This is a genomic window from Pseudomonas brassicacearum subsp. neoaurantiaca (assembly GCF_013608025.1).
Taxonomy (GTDB): domain Bacteria; phylum Pseudomonadota; class Gammaproteobacteria; order Pseudomonadales; family Pseudomonadaceae; genus Aquipseudomonas.
In genome coordinates, this window is the sequence record NZ_VDLV01000027.1 from 33,025 (window position 1) to 50,051 (window position 17,027).

Below are 17,027 nucleotides of genomic sequence, written 5' to 3' on the forward strand. Positions count from 1 at the left end.
TTGAATACGGGACAATCAGGCTTTGCCACAGGGAGTCGGGAATGACCGTGCGTTGGGATATTTTTTGCACCGTCGTGGATAACTTCGGCGACATCGGCGTCACCTGGCGCCTGGCTCGGCAACTGGTGGCCGAGCATGGGGTCGCGGTTCGGCTTTGGGTCGATGACCTGCGTGCGTTTGAACGGTTGTGTCCGGAAATAGACACGGCGCTCTGCGAACAGTGGCAGCAGGGCGTACAGGTGCGTCATTGGCCCAAGGACTGGCCGTCTACCGAGGCTGCCGATGTGGTGATCGCTGCGTTTGCCTGCCAGTTGCCCAGCGCCTACATGGATGCCATGGCCGAGCGTCAGGTAACGCCGTTGTGGATGAACCTCGATTACCTGAGCGCCGAGGGCTGGGTGATCGGTTGTCACGGTCTGCCGTCGGTGAAATACAAGCATGTGCAGAAGTATTTCTTCTTTCCAGGCTTCCAAGAGGGCACCGGAGGCTTGCTGCGCGAAGCTGGGCTGTTGGAGCGTCGTCGACAATTCCAGCAGGACGGCGCGGCGCAACAGGCGTTCCTGCGAGGGCTGGGCGTCGAGCGGGAGCCCGGGGCACGTCTGATTTCGTTGTTCGCCTATGAGAATGCGGGACTGGCGAGCTGGTTTGACGCGATGGCGACGGATACCCGTCCGTGGCAGGTACTGGTTCCGGAAGGTCGCATCCTGGGGGATGTCGAGCGTTGGGCGGGCATCGACGGCCTTGGGGCTGGTGCCTCGCATCGCCGTGGCGCCCTGACGGTGCAGGTATTGCCTTTCGTCCGTCAGGATGAATACGACCACTTGTTATGGTGCTGTGATTTCAACGCCGTGCGCGGCGAAGACTCCTTCGTGCGGGCACAATGGGCGGGTCGGCCGCTGCTCTGGCACATTTATCAACAGGAAGAAGATGTCCACCTGGAGAAACTCGAGGCATTTCTCAAGCTGTACACCGAAGGACTTTCCGAACCAGCGGAAAAAGCGATCAGCGGTCTATGGCGGGCCTGGAATGCCGGTCAAGACATGGCCGAACACTGGAAAGCCGCCTGCGAGACGGATCGGGAGTTGGCCGAACATGCCCAGTCGTGGTGCCTGGAACAGGCGTCACGAGCCGATCTTGCCACGGCGCTGGTGAAGTTTTACCGAAATTGGATATGATACGCGGCCTAGATTTTTGTAAATCCCATCCAAATTCGGATATTCGCAATGAAAACTGGTAAAGAACTCAAACCCGGTACCGTGATTCGTATCGACAACGATCCTTGGCTGGTTCAGAAAGCTGAATTCACCAAGTCGGGTCGCAACAGCGCGATCATGAAGACCAAGCTGAAAAACCTGCTGACCGGCTACAAGACCGAAACCGTCTACGGTGCGGACGACAAGCTGGACGACGTGATCCTCGACCGCAAAGAAGCGACCCTGTCCTTCATCAGCGGCGACTCCTACACGTTCATGGACACCACTGACTACACCATGTACGAGCTGAACGCCGAAGACATCGAAAGCGTTCTGCCATTCGTTGAAGAAGGCATGACCGACGTCTGCGAAGCCGTATTCTTCGAAGGCCGCCTGGTTTCCGTAGAGCTGCCGACCACCATCGTGCGTCAGGTTGACTACACCGAAGGCTCCGCTCGCGGTGATACTTCCGGCAAGGTGATGAAGCCTGCCAAACTGAAGAACGGTACCGAGCTGTCGGTTGCTGACTTCATCGAAATCGGCGACATGATCGAGATCGATACCCGCGAAGGCGGTTCCTACAAAGGCCGCGCTAAATAAGCGAAGTCTTCTGTATGAAAAAGCCCGACCATTGAGTCGGGCTTTTTTATTTCTGCCTACTTGAGGCCCTGTTACTTCAGGTGTTCCTTGAGCTCTTGCGACGCTTGCAACATCGCCGAACGCACCGCTGGCACCTGGCTCACGACGTTGAGCAAACCATAGTCGTGGATCATGCCGTTGTAGCGAACCGCTGTGACGGGGACGCCGGCCGCGTCCAGCTTGCGAGCGTACGCTTCGCCTTCGTCGCGCAGTACGTCGGCCTCGGCAGTCTGCACCAGCGCGGGCGGCAGGCCCTTGAGTTGCGCGGTGGTTGCCCGCAATGGCGAGGCATAGATCTCGTTACGCTGCCCGGCATCGGTGGTGTAGTTGTCCCAGAACCACTTCATCATGTTCTTGCTGAGGAAATGTCCTTCGGCAAACTGGTTGTAGGACGCCGTCTCGAAGCTGGCATCGGTCACCGGCCACAACAAGGCCTGGAAGCGGATTGCCGGGGTGCCCTTGTCCTTGGCCATCAGCGCCACGACCGCCGCCATGTTGCCACCCACGCTGTTACCCGCTACGGCCAGGCGCTTGCCATCGACATCGATTTCCTTGCCGTGCTCGGCCACCCATTTGGTCGCGGCGTAAGCCTGGTTGATCGCCACTGGGTAATGCGCTTCGGGTGACGGCGTGTAGTTGACGAACACCGCGACGGCGCCCGAACCCGCTACCAGATCCCGAACCAGTCGTTCGTGAGTCGGGAAATCCCCCAGCACCCAACCGCCACCGTGGAAGAACATGAACACGGGCAGCTCACCCTTGACCCCGGCCGGACGAACGATGGTCAGGCTGATCGATTGGCCGTCGACCTTGATGGTCTTCTCGCTGACATCCGCTTTGGGCAGTGTCAATTTCACACCTGCCTGGGCGCCGACCAGTACGGCGCGGGCATCCTTGGGCGACAACTGCTCCAGGGGCTTGCCGGTGCCGGCGTTCAGTGCGTCGAGAAATGCCTGGGTGTTGTGTTCGACGATATCGCCGGCGAAGGCATTGCTGATGCTCAGGGCGAGAAGGGCGCCGGTCAGGGTTTTGCTGATGTTCATGTCTATCTCCTTGAAATTCGGTCGGGGGGTGGGGGTTAAACGGCTACGTGCAGGCGCACATCAACGTTGCCGCGGGTGGCGTTGGAGTACGGGCAAACCTGGTGAGCGGCGTCCACGAGGCTCTGGGCTTCGGCTTGATCCAGGCCCGGCAAGCTGATGTGCAAGTCGATGTCGAGGCCGAAACCACCAGGGATCTGGCCGATGCCGACATGGGCAGTGATCGAGGCGTCGTCAGGGATTTTGCGTTTGGTCTGGCTGGCGACGAATTTCAGCGCGCCGATGAAGCAGGCCGAGTAGCCCGCGGCGAAGAGTTGCTCAGGGTTGGTCGCTGCACCGCCTGCACCACCGAGTTCCTTGGGCGTGGCGAGCTTGACGTCGAGGATGTTGTCGCTGGAGATGGCACGACCGTCACGGCCGCCGGTGGAGGTTGCGATTGCGATATAGAGAGTTTTCATGGTGGAGGCCTCGTTTCAGGTTGAGTTTTTTTGCGCTAAATGTTTGCGCGCTAAGTAGGCGTGGAGAGAATGTAATGCGCTAATAGTTTGTACGCAAGATAAATTTTCGGGACAAGATGGAGTCGGCAAGCTGAAAAGGCCTGAAAGCCTTTAGCTAGAGCGGTTTTTGAGAGTAGAAATTTTTCGAGGGGGGAGGGTAGACAGGGCTGCCGCTATCGCGAGCAGGCTCGTTCCACAGAGGTTGCTGGATGACGAGACCTTGCTCACATCAGAAATCCAATGTGGGAGCGAGCTTGCTCGCGATAGCGGTGGATCTGAACAGAGGATGTCGGATCTGCCGCCGCTTTCGCGAGCAGGCTCGCTCCCACAGGGATCTTGGGTTTCCATGAGCTTTGCATTCAGCGCAGGACTATTGTGGGAGCGAGCTTGCTCGCGAAGACGTCGGCATATCCAACATCATTGCAAGCTGATCCACCGCTTTCGCGAGCAGGCTCGCTCCCACAGGAATTAGCGGTGTTTCGGTGATTTAGAGGCTGTCTTGCAAATGCCCGCGCAGCTCTTGCAGGTCAAGTTGCAGCTTCTTCAATTGCTCCAGTGTCTGGCCGCTGGCGGCAAGGATGCATTGCGGGATATCGAGGGCTTTTTTCTGCAGGGCGCGGCCTTGCTCAGTGAGCTCGACGATCACCACGCGTTCGTCTTCCCGGCTGCGGGTGCGGCTCAGCAAACCTTCTGCCTCCAGGCGTTTGAGCAGTGGCGTCAGCGAACCTGGGTCGGTGAGCAGCCGATTGCTGATTTCACCGACGGTCAAACCGTCTTTTTCCCACAGCACCATCATCGCCAGGTATTGCGGATAGGTCAGGCCCAACGCTTGAAGCAGCGGTTTGTAGACTTTGGTCATCAGCAGCGACGTGGAGTGGAGGGCGAAACAGACCTGGTTGTCCAGTAACAGGGCGTCGCAAGGGTCGGGGCTGTCGTGTTGGGTGCTCATGGCGAAACCTTTCAATCAATAATGGCTACAAATCTAGCGGACGAATCTTTAATGCACCAGATAATTCTGACGACCTGATCAGCTGTTGCGTTTCCTCGTTGTCGCCAACTGCGTAGGATAGGCGCCCTGATAAAGGGAGAATCGTCTGTGGTCGAGGTCGTGCTGTATTTGCTGTTGGGCGCCGCGCTGGGCACCTTGGGGGGATTGTTTGGCATTGGTGGCGGATTGATCGCGATACCAGTGTTGGGCGTATGGTTCGGTCTGGACCAGCAGATCGCCCAAGGCACGGCGCTGGTGATGGTGGTTCCCAACGTGATGCTGGCGCTGTGGCGTTATCACCAACGCAATCGCATCGAGATGCGACATGTCCTGCCGTTGGCCTCCATGGGGTTCTGCTTCGCGTGGCTCGGTTCCATCTGGGCCGTGGGCATTGACGCGCAAAGCATGCGAATCGGCTTCGTGGTGTTCCTGGTGGTGCTGGCGGCCTACAACCTCATCCGAATGTTCGCCGCGACGGCGCCCGCTTCGGCGCAGATGCGCCACGGCTGGCCATGGCTCGGCGTGTTGGGGGCGGCGTCAGGAACGATGGGCGGTTTGTTTGGTGTCGGCGGGGCGGTTGTCGCCACGCCGATCCTCACCAGTGTATTCGGCACCACTCAGGTCGTTGCCCAGGGATTGTCGCTGTCGCTGGCCTTGCCCAGCACCGGCGTGACCCTCGCCACCTATGCGTTTCACCATGAGGTGGATTGGTGGATCGGCCTGCCGCTGGCCCTCGGTGGCCTGATGAGCATCAGTTGGGGCGTAAAAGTCGCCTACGCCTTGCCGGAGCGACTGCTGCGCGGGCTGTTCTGCGGTTTCCTGGTGCTGTGCGCGGTGTTGCTTATCTTTAAAGCTTGAAGCCTTCGATAATGTGTTCGGCCAGGCATTCGGTGATCGGCGACGGGTTGTGCAAGTTGCGGATCAACATAATGCTGGCCTCGGGCAGCTCCGGCAGGTTCTCCGCCTCACCGAGGACACGCATGTCCGGGGTCAGCAGGCTTTCCAGCTGCGCGGTGATCGCCAGGCCCGCGCCCACCACGGCCATCAGCGCCGACAGGCTCGAGCTGTTGTAGGCCACGCGATAATCGCGGCCCATGGCATCCAACGCATTGCACGCCCATTGCCGACAGAAACAATCGCTGTTGAACATCGCCAGCGGCAGCGGTGTTTGTTCATGGACATTGAAGCAGGCGGCTTCGGCCCAGACAAAGCGCTCCTTGCGCAGCAATTGGCCAATCTCATCCCCCGGCTTGCGGGTGACGATGGACAAGTCCAGATCCTGGCGCAACAGCAACTGCTTGGACGATTCGCAGTGCACTTCGATTTCGATCAATGGATAGAACTGGGCGAAGCGCTGCAGGATGCCCGGCAGGAACCGCATCACGTAATCATCCGGCGTGCCGATGCGTACCGTGCCGACCATGTGCGGTTCACGCAACGTATTGAACACTTCGCTGTGCAGCTTGAGGATCCGCCGGGCATAACCCAGCAATACCTGGCCCTCGGCGGTGAGCTTGACCTGGCGCCCGTCGCGTTCGAACAGCCGGCGCTGCAGCACGTCCTCCTCCAGGCGCTTCATCTGCATGCTGACGGCGGATTGCGTGCGGTTGACCAGTTCCCCGGCGCGGGTGAACCCCCCTTGGTCGGCAATGGCGACAAAGGTGCGCAGCACTTCGGTATCGATGCTCGGGTAACTCGACAATTGATCAATCTCCGAGATGTATTGCATAAGAAACATTCGTTGGATTGATCTTAGCCTCGGCGCGAGACTAGAGCCATCCCCAACGGAGGACATCACGATGAAAGGTCAAAAAGGGTATTTACTGATCGACAAATTCTCATCCCATGGTTTTTCGCTCGGCGCGCTGTTGCACAAGTTTAGCCGCTGGTACGAATTGCACCATGAACGTGAATTGCTGGCTTCGATGAGCGACGAGGCGCTCAAGGACATCGGCGTGAGTCGTGCTGATGTGGAACAGGAAGTGGTTCGGCCATTCTGGGATGACCCGATGCACAAATGAGCCATCCTTCCCTACACAAACCGTCCAATGGTGAGGTAGGTTGCGAGCAGACAAGGAGATCTCCATGCCCGCGACTGTATCCTTTACCCTCAAACAGGCCCGGCGTCTGGCGTTGGCCGCCCAAGGATTCGATGGGCGGCTATCGCCAGCTTCGGTGCAACCCTCGCGTCTCAACCGCTTGATTGAACGCCTCGGCGTCCTGCAGATCGACTCCGTCAACGCGCTGGTGCGCTCGCATTATCTCCCGCTGTTTTCCCGCCTCGGTCATTACAACCGCGATTTGCTCGATCAAGCCGCCTGGAGCCAGGGCCGCCGTCGCACGCTATTTGAATATTGGGGCCATGAAGCCTCGCTGCTGCCGGTGGCGATGTACCCGTTGATGCGCTGGCGCATGGCCCGTGCAGCGCGCGGCGAAGGTATCTATCAGCAATTGGCGCGTTTCGGCCAGGAGCAGCAAGACGTGATTCACCGCGTCCTGCAGGCGGTCCGGGACCAGGGCGCAATTGGCGCGGGCAGTTTGTCCACCCGCCAGGAAAAGGCCGGCCCGTGGTGGGACTGGAGCGCGGAAAAACATGCGCTGGAATGGCTGTTCGCTGCGGGTGAAGTGACGGTGGCGGGACGGCGGGGCTTCGAGCGGCTTTACGATCTGCCGGAACGGGTCCTGCCCAACTCCGTGCTGCAACAACCTCTGCCGGACGAAGCCCAGGCCCAGCGCGCTTTACTGATCCACGCCGCCGAAGCCTTGGGTGTCGCTACTGAAAAGGACCTGCGCGACTACTTTCGCCTGAGTCCGGCGGACTCCCGTGAGCGGCTCGCCGAACTTGAGGAGGCGGGCGAATTGCTCCGTTGCGAGATTCAGGACTGGAAGCAGCCAGCCTGGTGCCGACCTGGCGTGAAAATTCCCCGTAAGGTCGCCGCCAGTGCGCTGCTGTCGCCCTTCGATTCGCTGGTCTGGGAGCGCAGTCGTACCGAGCGGCTGTTCGATTTTCGCTATCGGCTGGAGATCTACACGCCGGTGCACAAGCGGGTGTATGGCTATTACGTCTTGCCGTTTCTGCACAACGAGCGGATTGCGGCGCGGGTGGACTTGCGTGCGGAGCGGGCGTTGGGGCAATTGGCCGTGCATGCAGTGCACGAGGAATCGCCGGGGTTGGACGAAGAGGGGATGCAAGCGTTGGCGGTGAGTCTCGGGCGCATGGCCCGGTGGTTGGGGTTGGAGCGGGTTCAGCTCAACTGTGGGAGGGCGAGTGGGGTTCGGTTGGCGGCGGCATTGGCGCGAATCGATAGTGACTGAGCTGGCCCTTCGCGAGCAAGCTCGCTCCCACAGGGGCTTCGGTGACCACGGATTTGTGTCCAGAATAGATCCAATGTGGGAGCGAGCTTGCTCGCGATAGCATTCTAACCGGCGAAGAAGAACCTACCGCCGGAGTTGCTTCAACGTCTCGGCAATCAAGAACGCCAGCTCCAGCGACTGGTCGGCATTCATCCGTGGGTCGCAATGGGTGTGGTAGCGATCCGACAGGCCGTCCTCGGTAATCGGCCGGGCGCCGCCGATGCATTCGGTGACATTCTGCCCGGTCATCTCGATGTGGATACCGCCGGCATAGGTGCCTTCGGCTTCGTGGACCTGGAAGAACTGCTTCACTTCGCCAAGGATCTGCGCAAAGTCCCGGGTCTTGTAGCCGCTGCTGGCCTTGATGGTGTTGCCATGCATCGGATCGGAGCTCCACAGCACCTGCTTGCCCTCGCGCTGCACCGCGCGCAGCAGTTGCGGCAGGTGATCGCCGACCTTGTTGGCGCCCATGCGCGCGATCAGGTTCAGTCGGCCCGGGTCGTTGTCCGGGTTGAGTACGTCGATCAGGCGGATCAGGTCGTCAGGGTTCATGCTCGGGCCGACCTTGACCCCGATCGGGTTGTTCACCCCGCGCAGGAACTCGACATGGGCGCCGTCCAGCTGACGGGTCCGGTCGCCGATCCACAGCATGTGGGCCGAGCAGTCGTAATAATCATTGGTCAGGCTGTCGCGACGCACGAACGCTTCTTCGTAATTGAGCAGCAGCGCCTCATGGGCGGTGAAGAAGCTGGTTTCGCGCAGTTGCGGCGAGCTGTCCATGCCGCAGGCGCGCATGAATGCCAGGGTTTCGTCGATGCGGTCGGCCAGATGGCTGTATTTTTCCGCCAGGGCTGAATTGGCGATGAAATCCAGGTTCCACTTGTGCACCTGATGCAGATCGGCAAAGCCGCCCTGGGCGAAGGCGCGCAGCAGGTTCAGGGTCGCGGTGGACTGGTGGTAGGACTGCAGCAACCGCTCCGGATCCGGTACGCGGCTTTTTTCGTCGAAACCGATACCGTTGACGATGTCGCCGCGATAGGCCGGCAGTGTCACGCCGTCGATGGTTTCATCATTGGCCGAGCGTGGCTTGGCGAATTGCCCGGCCATTCGCCCGACCTTGACCACCGGGCAACCAGCGGCAAATGTCATGACGATCGCCATCTGCAAGAGCACCTTGAAGGTGTCGCGGATCTTGGCAGCCGAGAATTCGGCAAAGCTTTCGGCGCAATCGCCACCCTGCAGCAGGAAGGCCCGGCCCTGGGTGACCTCGGCGAACTGACGGCGCAACTCCCGGGCTTCACCGGCAAACACCAATGGCGGATAACTGGCCAGGGTCTGCTCCACCTGCAACAGGTGCGCGGTGTCGGGGTAGCGGGGTTGTTGCTGGATCGGCAGGGCGCGCCAGCTGTCAGGGCTCCAGGGTTGGCTCATCATGATCTCTAGGTGGTTTACGCTCGGGCGCTCATGTTATCAGCAAATTAGTGCGTGACCTGTTCCGCTTGCTTCGCGGACAATCGCGCCTTTGCCCCGTATACGCAGGCTAATGCCCGCCCGGCAACATCAGGAGATGAAATGACAGAGGAGCGCGTCGAGCATTTGCTCGCCGAGGTGCACGACGAGTTCGGGATGATTCGCGTGTTCGAAGTGGCCGATTACCGGTTTCTCGAATTCGGCGATGCCATCGAGCAGAGCTGCGTGTTCACAGCCGATCCGAGCTGGCTCGAATATGACTACACCCGTGCCATGCTCATCGGTGCGTTGTGTCATGAGCAGCCGGAAAGCGCGCTGTTCCTGGGGTTGGGCGCAGGCACCTTGACCCAGGCCTGCCTCAAGTTCCTGCCGTTGGAAGACGTCGAGGCGATCGAGCTGCGCCCCGACGTGCCGCGCCTGGCCATCGAATACCTGGGGCTGGACGACGATCCGCGTTTGTACATCCGTGTCGGCGACGCCTTGGAATTGCTTGAAACGGCGGAGCCGGCGGACCTGATTTTTGTCGACCTCTACACCGACGTCGGTCCCGGCGTAGGCCATCTGGCCTGGGGTTTCCTGGAAAACTGCCAGAAGCGCCTCAATCCCGGTGGCTGGCTGGTGATCAACCAATGGGCGACCGATGACGGCAAGCCCCTGGGCGCCGCGCTGTTGCGCGGTCTTTATCATCGGCATTACTGGGAGCTGCCGGTGAAAGAGGGCAACGTGATCCTGATTGTGCCGGCGGACCTCGACCAGGAACTGGATATGGACGGCCTGGTTGCCCGGGCCGAAGGGCTGGCACCGCGGTTGGGTTATTCGTTGCAGTCGTTGATCAAGGCGATCCGGCCGGCGACGTGATCAGGACTGCAAGGGTTTTTGTGGCGAGGGAGCTTGCTCCCGCTCGGCTGCGAAGCAGACGCCTGGGTCAGTAGTCTGGAATCGATGGGGGCCGCTTCGCGACCCAGCGGGAGCAAGCTCCCTCGCCACAGGGGACGCCAGCGCAAGTGAACCGTTTTAGCCGGCCGCCCATAGGCTTTTGATGGCGAGCCCTACAACGGTGTTTTCAGTAAAAAAATCTCCCTTTTTTGGCGAATTCCGGTATAGTGCGCGCCGGCCTTTAGCCGGGCCGCGTCAAGGTAGCGCAATTCCCCGAAGCCAGCTTCGGTTGCATGTCCGCACAACGGATGCTTCCGCGACGTTCTTTTTCATTCATTCGTTTTCGCAAATCCCCGCCGACAAAGCTGCCAGGGCGACTCTTGAGTCTCAACACGGCATGCGCAGCTTTGGAGCATGGGTCTTTGCGGATGCACTTAGAGGCAGACCCATGACCCAGGAAATCGGCGGCTTCGCCGCTCTTGAACTTCATCCCAATATTGTCGCTGCAGTAGTCGCTACCGGCTATGAAGAGCCTTCGGCCATTCAGCAGCAGTCGATCCCGATCATTCTCGCCGGTCACGATATGATTGGTCAGGCGCAAACCGGTACGGGTAAGACCGCCGCGTTCGCACTGCCGATCCTGCACCGCATTGATCCGTCCAAGCGCGAGCCGCAAGCTCTGATCCTGGCCCCAACTCGTGAGTTGGCGCTACAAGTTGCAACCGCTTTCGAAACCTACGCCAAGCAAATGCCAGGCGTGACTGTTGTGGCTGTCTACGGCGGCGCGCCGATGGGCCCACAACTGAAAGCAATCCGTAATGGCGCACAGATCGTTGTCGCCACCCCGGGCCGTCTGTGCGACCACCTGCGTCGCGACGAGAAAGTCCTCGCCACCGTGAACCACCTGGTTCTCGACGAAGCGGACGAAATGCTCAAGCTGGGCTTCATGGACGACCTGGAAGTCATCTTCAAGGCCATGCCTGAAACTCGCCAGACCGTCCTGTTCTCGGCCACCTTGCCTCAATCGATCCGTGCCATTGCCGAACGCCATCTGCGCGATCCGAAGCACGTGAAGATCCAGAGCAAGACCCAGACCGTCACCGCGATCGAGCAGGCTCACCTGCTGGTTCACGCCGACCAGAAGACCTCTGCTGTCCTGAGCCTGCTGGAAGTCGAAGACTTCGACGCCCTGATCATGTTCGTGCGCACCAAGCAAGCGACCCTGGACCTGGCCAGCGCCCTGGAAGCCAAAGGCTACAAAGCCGCTGCGCTGAACGGTGACATCGCCCAGAACCAGCGTGAGCGCGTGATCGATTCCCTCAAGGATGGCCGCCTGGACATCGTTGTGGCGACCGACGTCGCTGCCCGTGGCCTGGACGTTCCGCGCATCACCCACGTGTTCAACGTGGACATGCCGTACGATCCGGAATCCTACGTTCACCGTATCGGCCGTACTGGCCGCGCCGGTCGCGAAGGTCGCGCGCTGCTGCTGGTTACCCCGCGTGAGCGCCGCATGCTGCAAGTGATCGAGCGTGTGACTGGCCAGAAGGTGGCTGAAGTTCGCCTGCCGGACGCCCAGGCTGTTCTCGATGCACGCATCAAGAAATTGACCAACAGCCTGTCGCCGCTGGTGGCTGACGCCGAATCGACCCACGGTGATCTGCTCGATCGCCTGACCGCCGACATCGGATGCACCCCGCGTGCCCTGGCCGCTGCCCTGCTGCGCAAGGCCACCAATGGCCAAGCGCTGAACCTGGCTGCAATCGAGAAGGAACGTCCCCTGGTGCCGAACAACGCACCGCGTGGCGACCGTCCTGAGCGCACCGGCGATCGTCCGGACCGTGGTGATCGCGAGCGTCGCGCGCCGATCCCGTTGGCCGAAGGCCGTGCCCGTTGCCGTACCGCGTTGGGCGCTCGTGACGGCATTGCCGCCAAGAACCTGCTGGGCGCGATCCTCAACGAAGGCGGCCTGGCCCGCGAAGCCATCGGTCGCATCCAAGTGCGTGACAGCTTCAGCCTGGTGGAACTGCCGGAAGATGGCCTGGAGAAGTTGCTGACCAAGCTCAAGGACACCCGCGTGGCCGGCAAGCAGCTCAAGCTGCGTCGCTACCGCGAAGATTAATCGACCTGCGGGTTGATTGATCGAGCATGAAAAATCCCCGACTGGTTCGGGGATTTTTTTTGCCTGTCGTGTGGTGTTTTTTCAGTGCGAGCGGCGGGGAGACCCATCGCGAGCAAGCTCGCTCCCACAGGGGATTTGTGAGCGCCGAAGACCCAATGTGGGAGCGAGCTTGCTCGCGATTGGCGCGACTCGGTTTGCGATTAGTCGAACCGATAGATGTCCATCCCCAGCGTCCCCATCGTGAACCCCGCATGGGCAACGCTGAATGTCCCGCCAGCCCCCCGGGCGAAATACAGCGGCAACAAATGTTCATCGCTAGGATGGCTGCGCACGGCATTGGGCGCCTGGCGGCGATAATCGTGCAGGGCCGCCTCGTCGTTGGCGACCAGTTGCTCGACGATCCAATCGCGAAACGCCTTGGCCCAGGGTTCGACGCTTTCAGGGCTGGCGTTCCAGTCCAGGTCCCGCAGGTTATGCGTAATGCTTCCGGAACCGATCACCAGCACGCCTTGTTCCCGCAGCTCCGCCAATGCGCGGCCGACTTGCGTTTGCAGTGTCGGGCCTTGATGGCTGGGCAAGGAGACCTGCACCACGGGGATATCGGCCTCGGGGTACATCAAGGACAGCGGCACCCAGACGCCGTGATCGGAAGGGCGTCCCGTGTCGAGGCGTGCTGGCAGATGCGCGGCGTTGAGTAACTCGGCTACCTGTGCTGCCAGCTGGGGTTCGCCTGGCGCGGGGTATTGCACCTTGTACAGGTCCGGTGGAAACCCGCCGAAGTCATGCCAGGTGCGTGGTCGCGGGTTGGCGCTGACCAGGAGCTCGTCGCTCTCCCAATGAGCCGAGACAATGACAATGGCCTTTGGCCTGGGCAATTGCGCGGCCAGGCGAGCCAACGCTGGGCCGCTTTCGCCGGGCTCCAGGGCGAGCATCGGTGAGCCATGGGAAATAAACAGGCTGGGCAGCATGGACGGGCTCCTGAGCGTTAAGATGTGCCATCTTCTGTCAGGTCAATGATCAAAATCTAATATAAGTTTTAACCTGTTTTGATCGAATTTATGGAGCGAACCCATGGACCCCGAGTTTTGGCACAAGCGTTGGTCAACCAACCAGATCGGCTTTCATCTGCCGGAGGTGAACCCTTATCTGCAGCGTTTCTGGCCCCAATTGGGATTGCCTGAAGAGACTCGAGTGTTGGTGCCCTTGTGCGGCAAGACTCTGGATCTGCTGTGGTTGGCGCAACAAGGTTTTTCCGTGCTGGGGATTGAGCTGTCAGAGAAAGCCGTCACTGATTTTTTTCAGGAACATCAGCTTGAGCCGAACGTGAGTGAGGAGGGCGCTTTCAAGATATTTCGTTCCGGTGCCATCGAAATCCGCTGCGGTAATTTCTTTGCGTTGACGCCTTTGGACGTGGCCGATTGCGCGACGTTGTATGACCGCGCTGCATTGATCGCCTTGCCTGGGCCGATGCGCGAGCGGTACGTGGCGCATCTACTGAAAATATTGCCTGACTGCGTCGGGCTGTTAATTACCCTCGATTACAACCAGGACGAAATGCCTGGGCCGCCGTTTTCCGTTGGGCACGAGGAAGTGCAGCGGCTGCTGGGTGGCGCTTGGCGTCTGGAGGTCTTGCAGGAGCAGGATGTGCTTGGGGAGAGCTGGAAATTCTTGCAGGCGGGGGTGAAGCGGCTGGATGAGCGGGTGTATCTGATTTCCAGGTTTTGATCTGTTGTGGTTGTAACAGGTGAGGCGGCATGTGAATGGCCAGCCAAAAAAAGCCCGCATTGCTGCGGGCTTTCCATTTGAGACTCTAGCGATCAACCACGGCGACGCAGTGCGTCAATTCGCTCTTCCAGCGGCGGGTGGCTCATGAACATGCGAGCCAGGCCCTGCTTGATGCCACCGTTGATACCAAAGGCGTTCAAGGTGTCGGGCATGTGCACCGGCAGGCCTTGTTCTGCGCGCAGGCGCTGCAAGGCGCCGATCATTGCGCTGGTGCCGGCCAGGCGTGCACCGGCGTCGTCGGCGCGGAACTCGCGTTTGCGCGAGAACCACATGACGATGGCGCTGGCGAGGATGCCCAGAACCAGTTCGGCGAAAATGGTCGCCACGTAGTAGGCGATGCCCTGGCCTTCTTCGTTCTTGAAGATCACCTTGTCGACGAAATTGCCGATGATGCGGGCAAAGAACATCACGAAGGTGTTCACCACGCCCTGGATCAGCGCCAGCGTAACCATGTCGCCGTTGGCAACGTGGCCAATCTCGTGGGCCAGCACGGCCTTGACTTCATCCGGCGAGAAGCGCTCGAGCAGGCCCTGGCTGACGGCGACCAGTGCATCGTTCTTGTTCCAGCCGGTGGCGAAGGCGTTCGCCTCGTAGGCCGGGAAGATACCGACTTCGGGCATTTTGATCCCGGCTTCGCGAGACAACTGCTCGACGGTCTGCAACAGCCATTGTTCGTGGCGAGTGCGCGGCTGGCTGATGATCTGGGTGCTGGTGCTCATCTTCGCCATCCACTTGGAGATGAACAGCGAGAACAGCGAACCGGCGAAACCGAACACCGCACAGAAGATCAGCAGCTGATTGAGGTTGAGATCAACCCCGTTGGCCGCCATGAACCCGTTGAAGCCAAAAAGGCTCAGGGTGATGCTGGCAATCAGCACGACCGCCAGGTTAGTGGCCAAAAACAGCAGGATGCGCATCATGGTGGTAGCAATCTCCTCATGCTAAAGATGTAGCGTTATGCGGGGTATATAAGGTGCTGCCGCGGGCTATTCAACTCGCCTACTATTTCAAACTGTGTCCTACAGCCGTCCTAAATGTTTGAAGGACTTTTCTGAAAGTGACTATGGAAATGAGATTCGGCATCCGCGCCCCGCGAACGTTGAGTTGCGTCGACTATCAGCTCTCGAATCCCAGTGTAGAAGGCCTGGTGGCGCTGATCGGACGGATATGTTGCTGAATCAGACAGCGTGCGAGGTGAGGGGCCTCGCACGCGGGCTGGATTACTGGCGGTAGGACTTGAGGAAGTTGCCGATACGGCCAATGGCCTGGTCCAGGTCATCGACCCGCGGCAAGGTCACGACACGGAAATGGTCCGGCCATGGCCAGTTGAACGCCGTGCCCTGGACGACCAGCAGCTTTTCCGAGAGCAGCAGGTCGAGGACGAATTTTTCGTCGTTGTGGATCGGGCAGACTTTCGGGTCGATCCGTGGGAAGGCATACAAGGCGCCCATCGGCTTGACACAGCTGACGCCAGGAATGTCGTTGAGCAATTCCCAGGTGCGATTGCGTTGTTCCAGCAGTCGACCCTGAGGCAGGACCAGGTCGTTGATGCTCTGGTAGCCGCCCAGAGCGGTCTGGATCGCGTGCTGGCTCGGCACGTTGGCGCACAGACGCATGTTGGCCAGCATGTCGATGCCTTCGATGTAGCTTTGGGCGTGATGCTTGGGCCCGGAGATGGCGATCCAGCCGGAACGGAAACCCGCCACCCGGTAGGATTTGGACAAGCCATTGAAGGTCAGGCACAGCAAGTCCGGCGCCAGGGAGGCGGTGCAGACGTGAACGGCGTCGTCGTACAGGATCTTGTCGTAGATCTCGTCGGAGAACACCACCAGATTGTGCTGGCGGGCCAGTTCCAGCATGCCCAGCAACACTTCCCGGGAATAGACGGCGCCGGTCGGGTTGTTCGGGTTGATGATGACCAGGGCCTTGGTGTTCGGGGTGATCTTGGCCTTGATGTCCGCCAGGTCAGGGAACCAGTTGGCTTGCTCGTCGCACAGGTAATGCACCGGGTTACCGCCGGACAGGCTCACGGCAGCGGTCCAGAGCGGGTAGTCAGGTGCCGGCACCAGGACTTCGTCGCCGTTGTTGAGCAAGGCCTGCATGGACATGACGATCAGCTCGGACACGCCGTTGCCCAGGTAGATGTCTTCGATCCCGATGCCTTCTACCTGCTTTTGCTGGTAGTACTGCATCACGGCCTTGCGCGCGCTGAACAGGCCTTTGGAGTCGCTGTAGCCTTGGGCGGTCGGCAGGTTGCGGATGACGTCCTGGAGGATTTCATCGGGCGCTTCGAAACCAAAGGGTGCCGGGTTGCCGATGTTCAGCTTGAGGATACGGTGGCCTTCCTCTTCCAGGCGTTTGGCGTGCTTGAGCACCGGGCCGCGAATGTCGTAGCAGACGTTGGCGAGCTTGTTCGATTTGCTGACCTGCATGGCGATGTGTTCCCGAAAATGAACGATCCAGGCGGCATATGAACTACCGTACTGGGGATCCTGCGTCTGTGCCCGGGCCGGACGCGGTAGATGCGCCACAATCCATTTGAATGCGCATGACGTGACTGCCAGACTGGCGCCTGACGAGGCGCAATCATACGTGCCGCCCGATCTGCGGAAAAGCGTCGGATCGGGCTTTTTCAATTGCCGAGGTAGGACGATGGAAAAGTTGCAGAAAACCCTTGAAGAATGGCGTGACATGCTCGACCCGGAGCAATACAACGTCTGCCGGCTCAAAGGCACCGAGCGACCGTTCTCCGGGAAATACAACGCGACCAAGACCGACGGTGTGTACCACTGCATTTGCTGCAACGAACCGCTGTTCGATTCGCAGACCAAATTCGATTCGGGCTGTGGCTGGCCGAGTTTCTACGCGCCGATCGAAGGCAGCGCGGTGGTGGAGGTGCGGGACGTGAGCCATGGCATGATCCGCACCGAGGTGGTCTGCGCCAAATGCGATGCGCACTTGGGTCATGTCTTCCCGGACGGCCCGCCGCCGACCGGGCTGCGTTACTGCATCAACTCGGTGTGCCTGGATCTCGTACCGCGCGAGTAAAGTTCTGCGCGGTCC

Annotated in this window: 17 protein-coding genes; 9 read left to right on the forward strand and 8 right to left on the reverse strand. The window is 60.1% G+C overall.

Translation table 11 applies throughout. The features are described from left to right. Positions 1–41: 41 nt before the first annotated feature. Together earP and FHK92_RS15820 are read left to right on the forward strand one after the other, a co-directional pair. A complete protein-coding gene (earP, locus tag FHK92_RS15815) occupies positions 42–1,175 on the forward strand; it encodes an elongation factor P maturation arginine rhamnosyltransferase EarP (RefSeq protein ID WP_181288886.1) in 1,134 nt (377 codons plus the stop codon). A 48-nt stretch (positions 1,176–1,223) separates the two neighbouring features. Beyond that, complete coding sequence (locus FHK92_RS15820; protein ID WP_007955690.1) at positions 1,224–1,793, forward strand: elongation factor P; 570 nt, start codon at positions 1,224–1,226, stop codon at positions 1,791–1,793. Positions 1,794–1,864: 71 nt separating this feature from the next. On the opposite strand, the gene FHK92_RS15825 is transcribed toward FHK92_RS15820, so the two are convergent. The 3 genes from FHK92_RS15825 to FHK92_RS15835 form a co-directional block, all read right to left on the reverse strand. Then, the gene (locus FHK92_RS15825; protein WP_181288887.1) at positions 1,865–2,875 is read right to left on the reverse strand and encodes an alpha/beta hydrolase; all 1,011 of its coding nucleotides are present in this window, start codon (positions 2,873–2,875) and stop codon (positions 1,865–1,867) included. Positions 2,876–2,910: 35 nt separating this feature from the next. Next, positions 2,911–3,330: an organic hydroperoxide resistance protein gene (locus FHK92_RS15830; protein WP_181288888.1), complete on the reverse strand. Its 420-nt coding sequence runs from the start codon at positions 3,328–3,330 to the stop codon at positions 2,911–2,913. 526 nt (positions 3,331–3,856) lie between these two features. Continuing rightward, positions 3,857–4,318, reverse strand: coding sequence for a MarR family winged helix-turn-helix transcriptional regulator (locus tag FHK92_RS15835; protein WP_181288889.1), 462 nt, complete (start codon positions 4,316–4,318; stop codon positions 3,857–3,859). A 147-nt stretch (positions 4,319–4,465) separates the two neighbouring features. Between FHK92_RS15835 and FHK92_RS15840 the strand changes: the two genes are divergently transcribed. Further along, positions 4,466–5,215 (forward strand): sulfite exporter TauE/SafE family protein, encoded by a 750-nt coding sequence (locus tag FHK92_RS15840; RefSeq protein ID WP_181288890.1) that lies wholly within the window; start codon positions 4,466–4,468, stop codon positions 5,213–5,215. Here the strand turns inward: FHK92_RS15840 and FHK92_RS15845 are convergent. Continuing rightward, positions 5,205–6,059, reverse strand: a complete 855-nt coding sequence (locus tag FHK92_RS15845; RefSeq protein WP_181288943.1) for a LysR substrate-binding domain-containing protein — start codon at positions 6,057–6,059, stop codon at positions 5,205–5,207. The genes FHK92_RS15840 and FHK92_RS15845 overlap by 11 nt on opposite strands. Before the next feature lie 97 nt (positions 6,060–6,156). On the opposite strand from FHK92_RS15845, the gene FHK92_RS15850 reads away from it, so the two are divergent. Both FHK92_RS15850 and FHK92_RS15855 read left to right on the forward strand, forming a co-directional pair. After that, positions 6,157–6,378, forward strand: coding sequence for a DUF1127 domain-containing protein (locus tag FHK92_RS15850; RefSeq protein WP_181288891.1), 222 nt, complete (start codon positions 6,157–6,159; stop codon positions 6,376–6,378). Between the two features lie 64 nt (positions 6,379–6,442). Then, positions 6,443–7,672 carry a winged helix-turn-helix domain-containing protein gene (locus FHK92_RS15855; RefSeq protein ID WP_181288892.1) on the forward strand — a complete coding sequence of 410 codons (1,230 nt, stop codon included), beginning with the start codon at positions 6,443–6,445 and terminating at the stop codon, positions 7,670–7,672. Positions 7,673–7,795: 123 nt separating this feature from the next. Here the strand turns inward: FHK92_RS15855 and FHK92_RS15860 are convergent, their stop codons facing one another. After that, positions 7,796–9,142, reverse strand: a complete 1,347-nt coding sequence (locus FHK92_RS15860) for a class II 3-deoxy-7-phosphoheptulonate synthase (protein ID WP_181288893.1) — start codon at positions 9,140–9,142, stop codon at positions 7,796–7,798. A 141-nt stretch (positions 9,143–9,283) separates the two neighbouring features. On the opposite strand from FHK92_RS15860, the gene FHK92_RS15865 reads away from it, so the two are divergent. Together FHK92_RS15865 and FHK92_RS15870 are read left to right on the forward strand one after the other, a co-directional pair. Then, positions 9,284–10,039 carry a spermidine synthase gene (locus tag FHK92_RS15865; protein WP_030141883.1) on the forward strand — a complete coding sequence of 252 codons (756 nt, stop codon included), beginning with the start codon at positions 9,284–9,286 and terminating at the stop codon, positions 10,037–10,039. Positions 10,040–10,505: 466 nt separating this feature from the next. Continuing rightward, positions 10,506–12,179, forward strand: coding sequence for a DEAD/DEAH box helicase (locus FHK92_RS15870; protein WP_181288894.1), 1,674 nt, complete (start codon positions 10,506–10,508; stop codon positions 12,177–12,179). Positions 12,180–12,379: 200 nt separating this feature from the next. On the opposite strand, the gene FHK92_RS15875 is transcribed toward FHK92_RS15870, so the two are convergent. Further along, a complete protein-coding gene (locus tag FHK92_RS15875; protein ID WP_181288895.1) occupies positions 12,380–13,147 on the reverse strand; it encodes a DODA-type extradiol aromatic ring-opening family dioxygenase in 768 nt (255 codons plus the stop codon). A 103-nt stretch (positions 13,148–13,250) separates the two neighbouring features. Between FHK92_RS15875 and FHK92_RS15880 the strand changes: the two genes are divergently transcribed. After that, positions 13,251–13,904, forward strand: a complete 654-nt coding sequence (locus FHK92_RS15880; protein WP_181288896.1) for a thiopurine S-methyltransferase — start codon at positions 13,251–13,253, stop codon at positions 13,902–13,904. 92 nt (positions 13,905–13,996) lie between these two features. Here the strand turns inward: FHK92_RS15880 and htpX are convergent, their stop codons facing one another. Together htpX and FHK92_RS15890 are read right to left on the reverse strand one after the other, a co-directional pair. After that, complete coding sequence (htpX, locus tag FHK92_RS15885; protein ID WP_003199411.1) at positions 13,997–14,884, reverse strand: protease HtpX; 888 nt, start codon at positions 14,882–14,884, stop codon at positions 13,997–13,999. 300 nt (positions 14,885–15,184) lie between these two features. Then, the gene (locus tag FHK92_RS15890; protein WP_018603142.1) at positions 15,185–16,396 is read right to left on the reverse strand and encodes a pyridoxal phosphate-dependent aminotransferase; all 1,212 of its coding nucleotides are present in this window, start codon (positions 16,394–16,396) and stop codon (positions 15,185–15,187) included. A 220-nt stretch (positions 16,397–16,616) separates the two neighbouring features. Between FHK92_RS15890 and msrB the strand changes: the two genes are divergently transcribed. Next, entirely contained in the window at positions 16,617–17,012 is a 396-nt protein-coding gene (msrB, locus tag FHK92_RS15895) for a peptide-methionine (R)-S-oxide reductase MsrB (RefSeq protein WP_181288897.1), read from the forward strand. Positions 17,013–17,027: the final 15 nt, after the last annotated feature.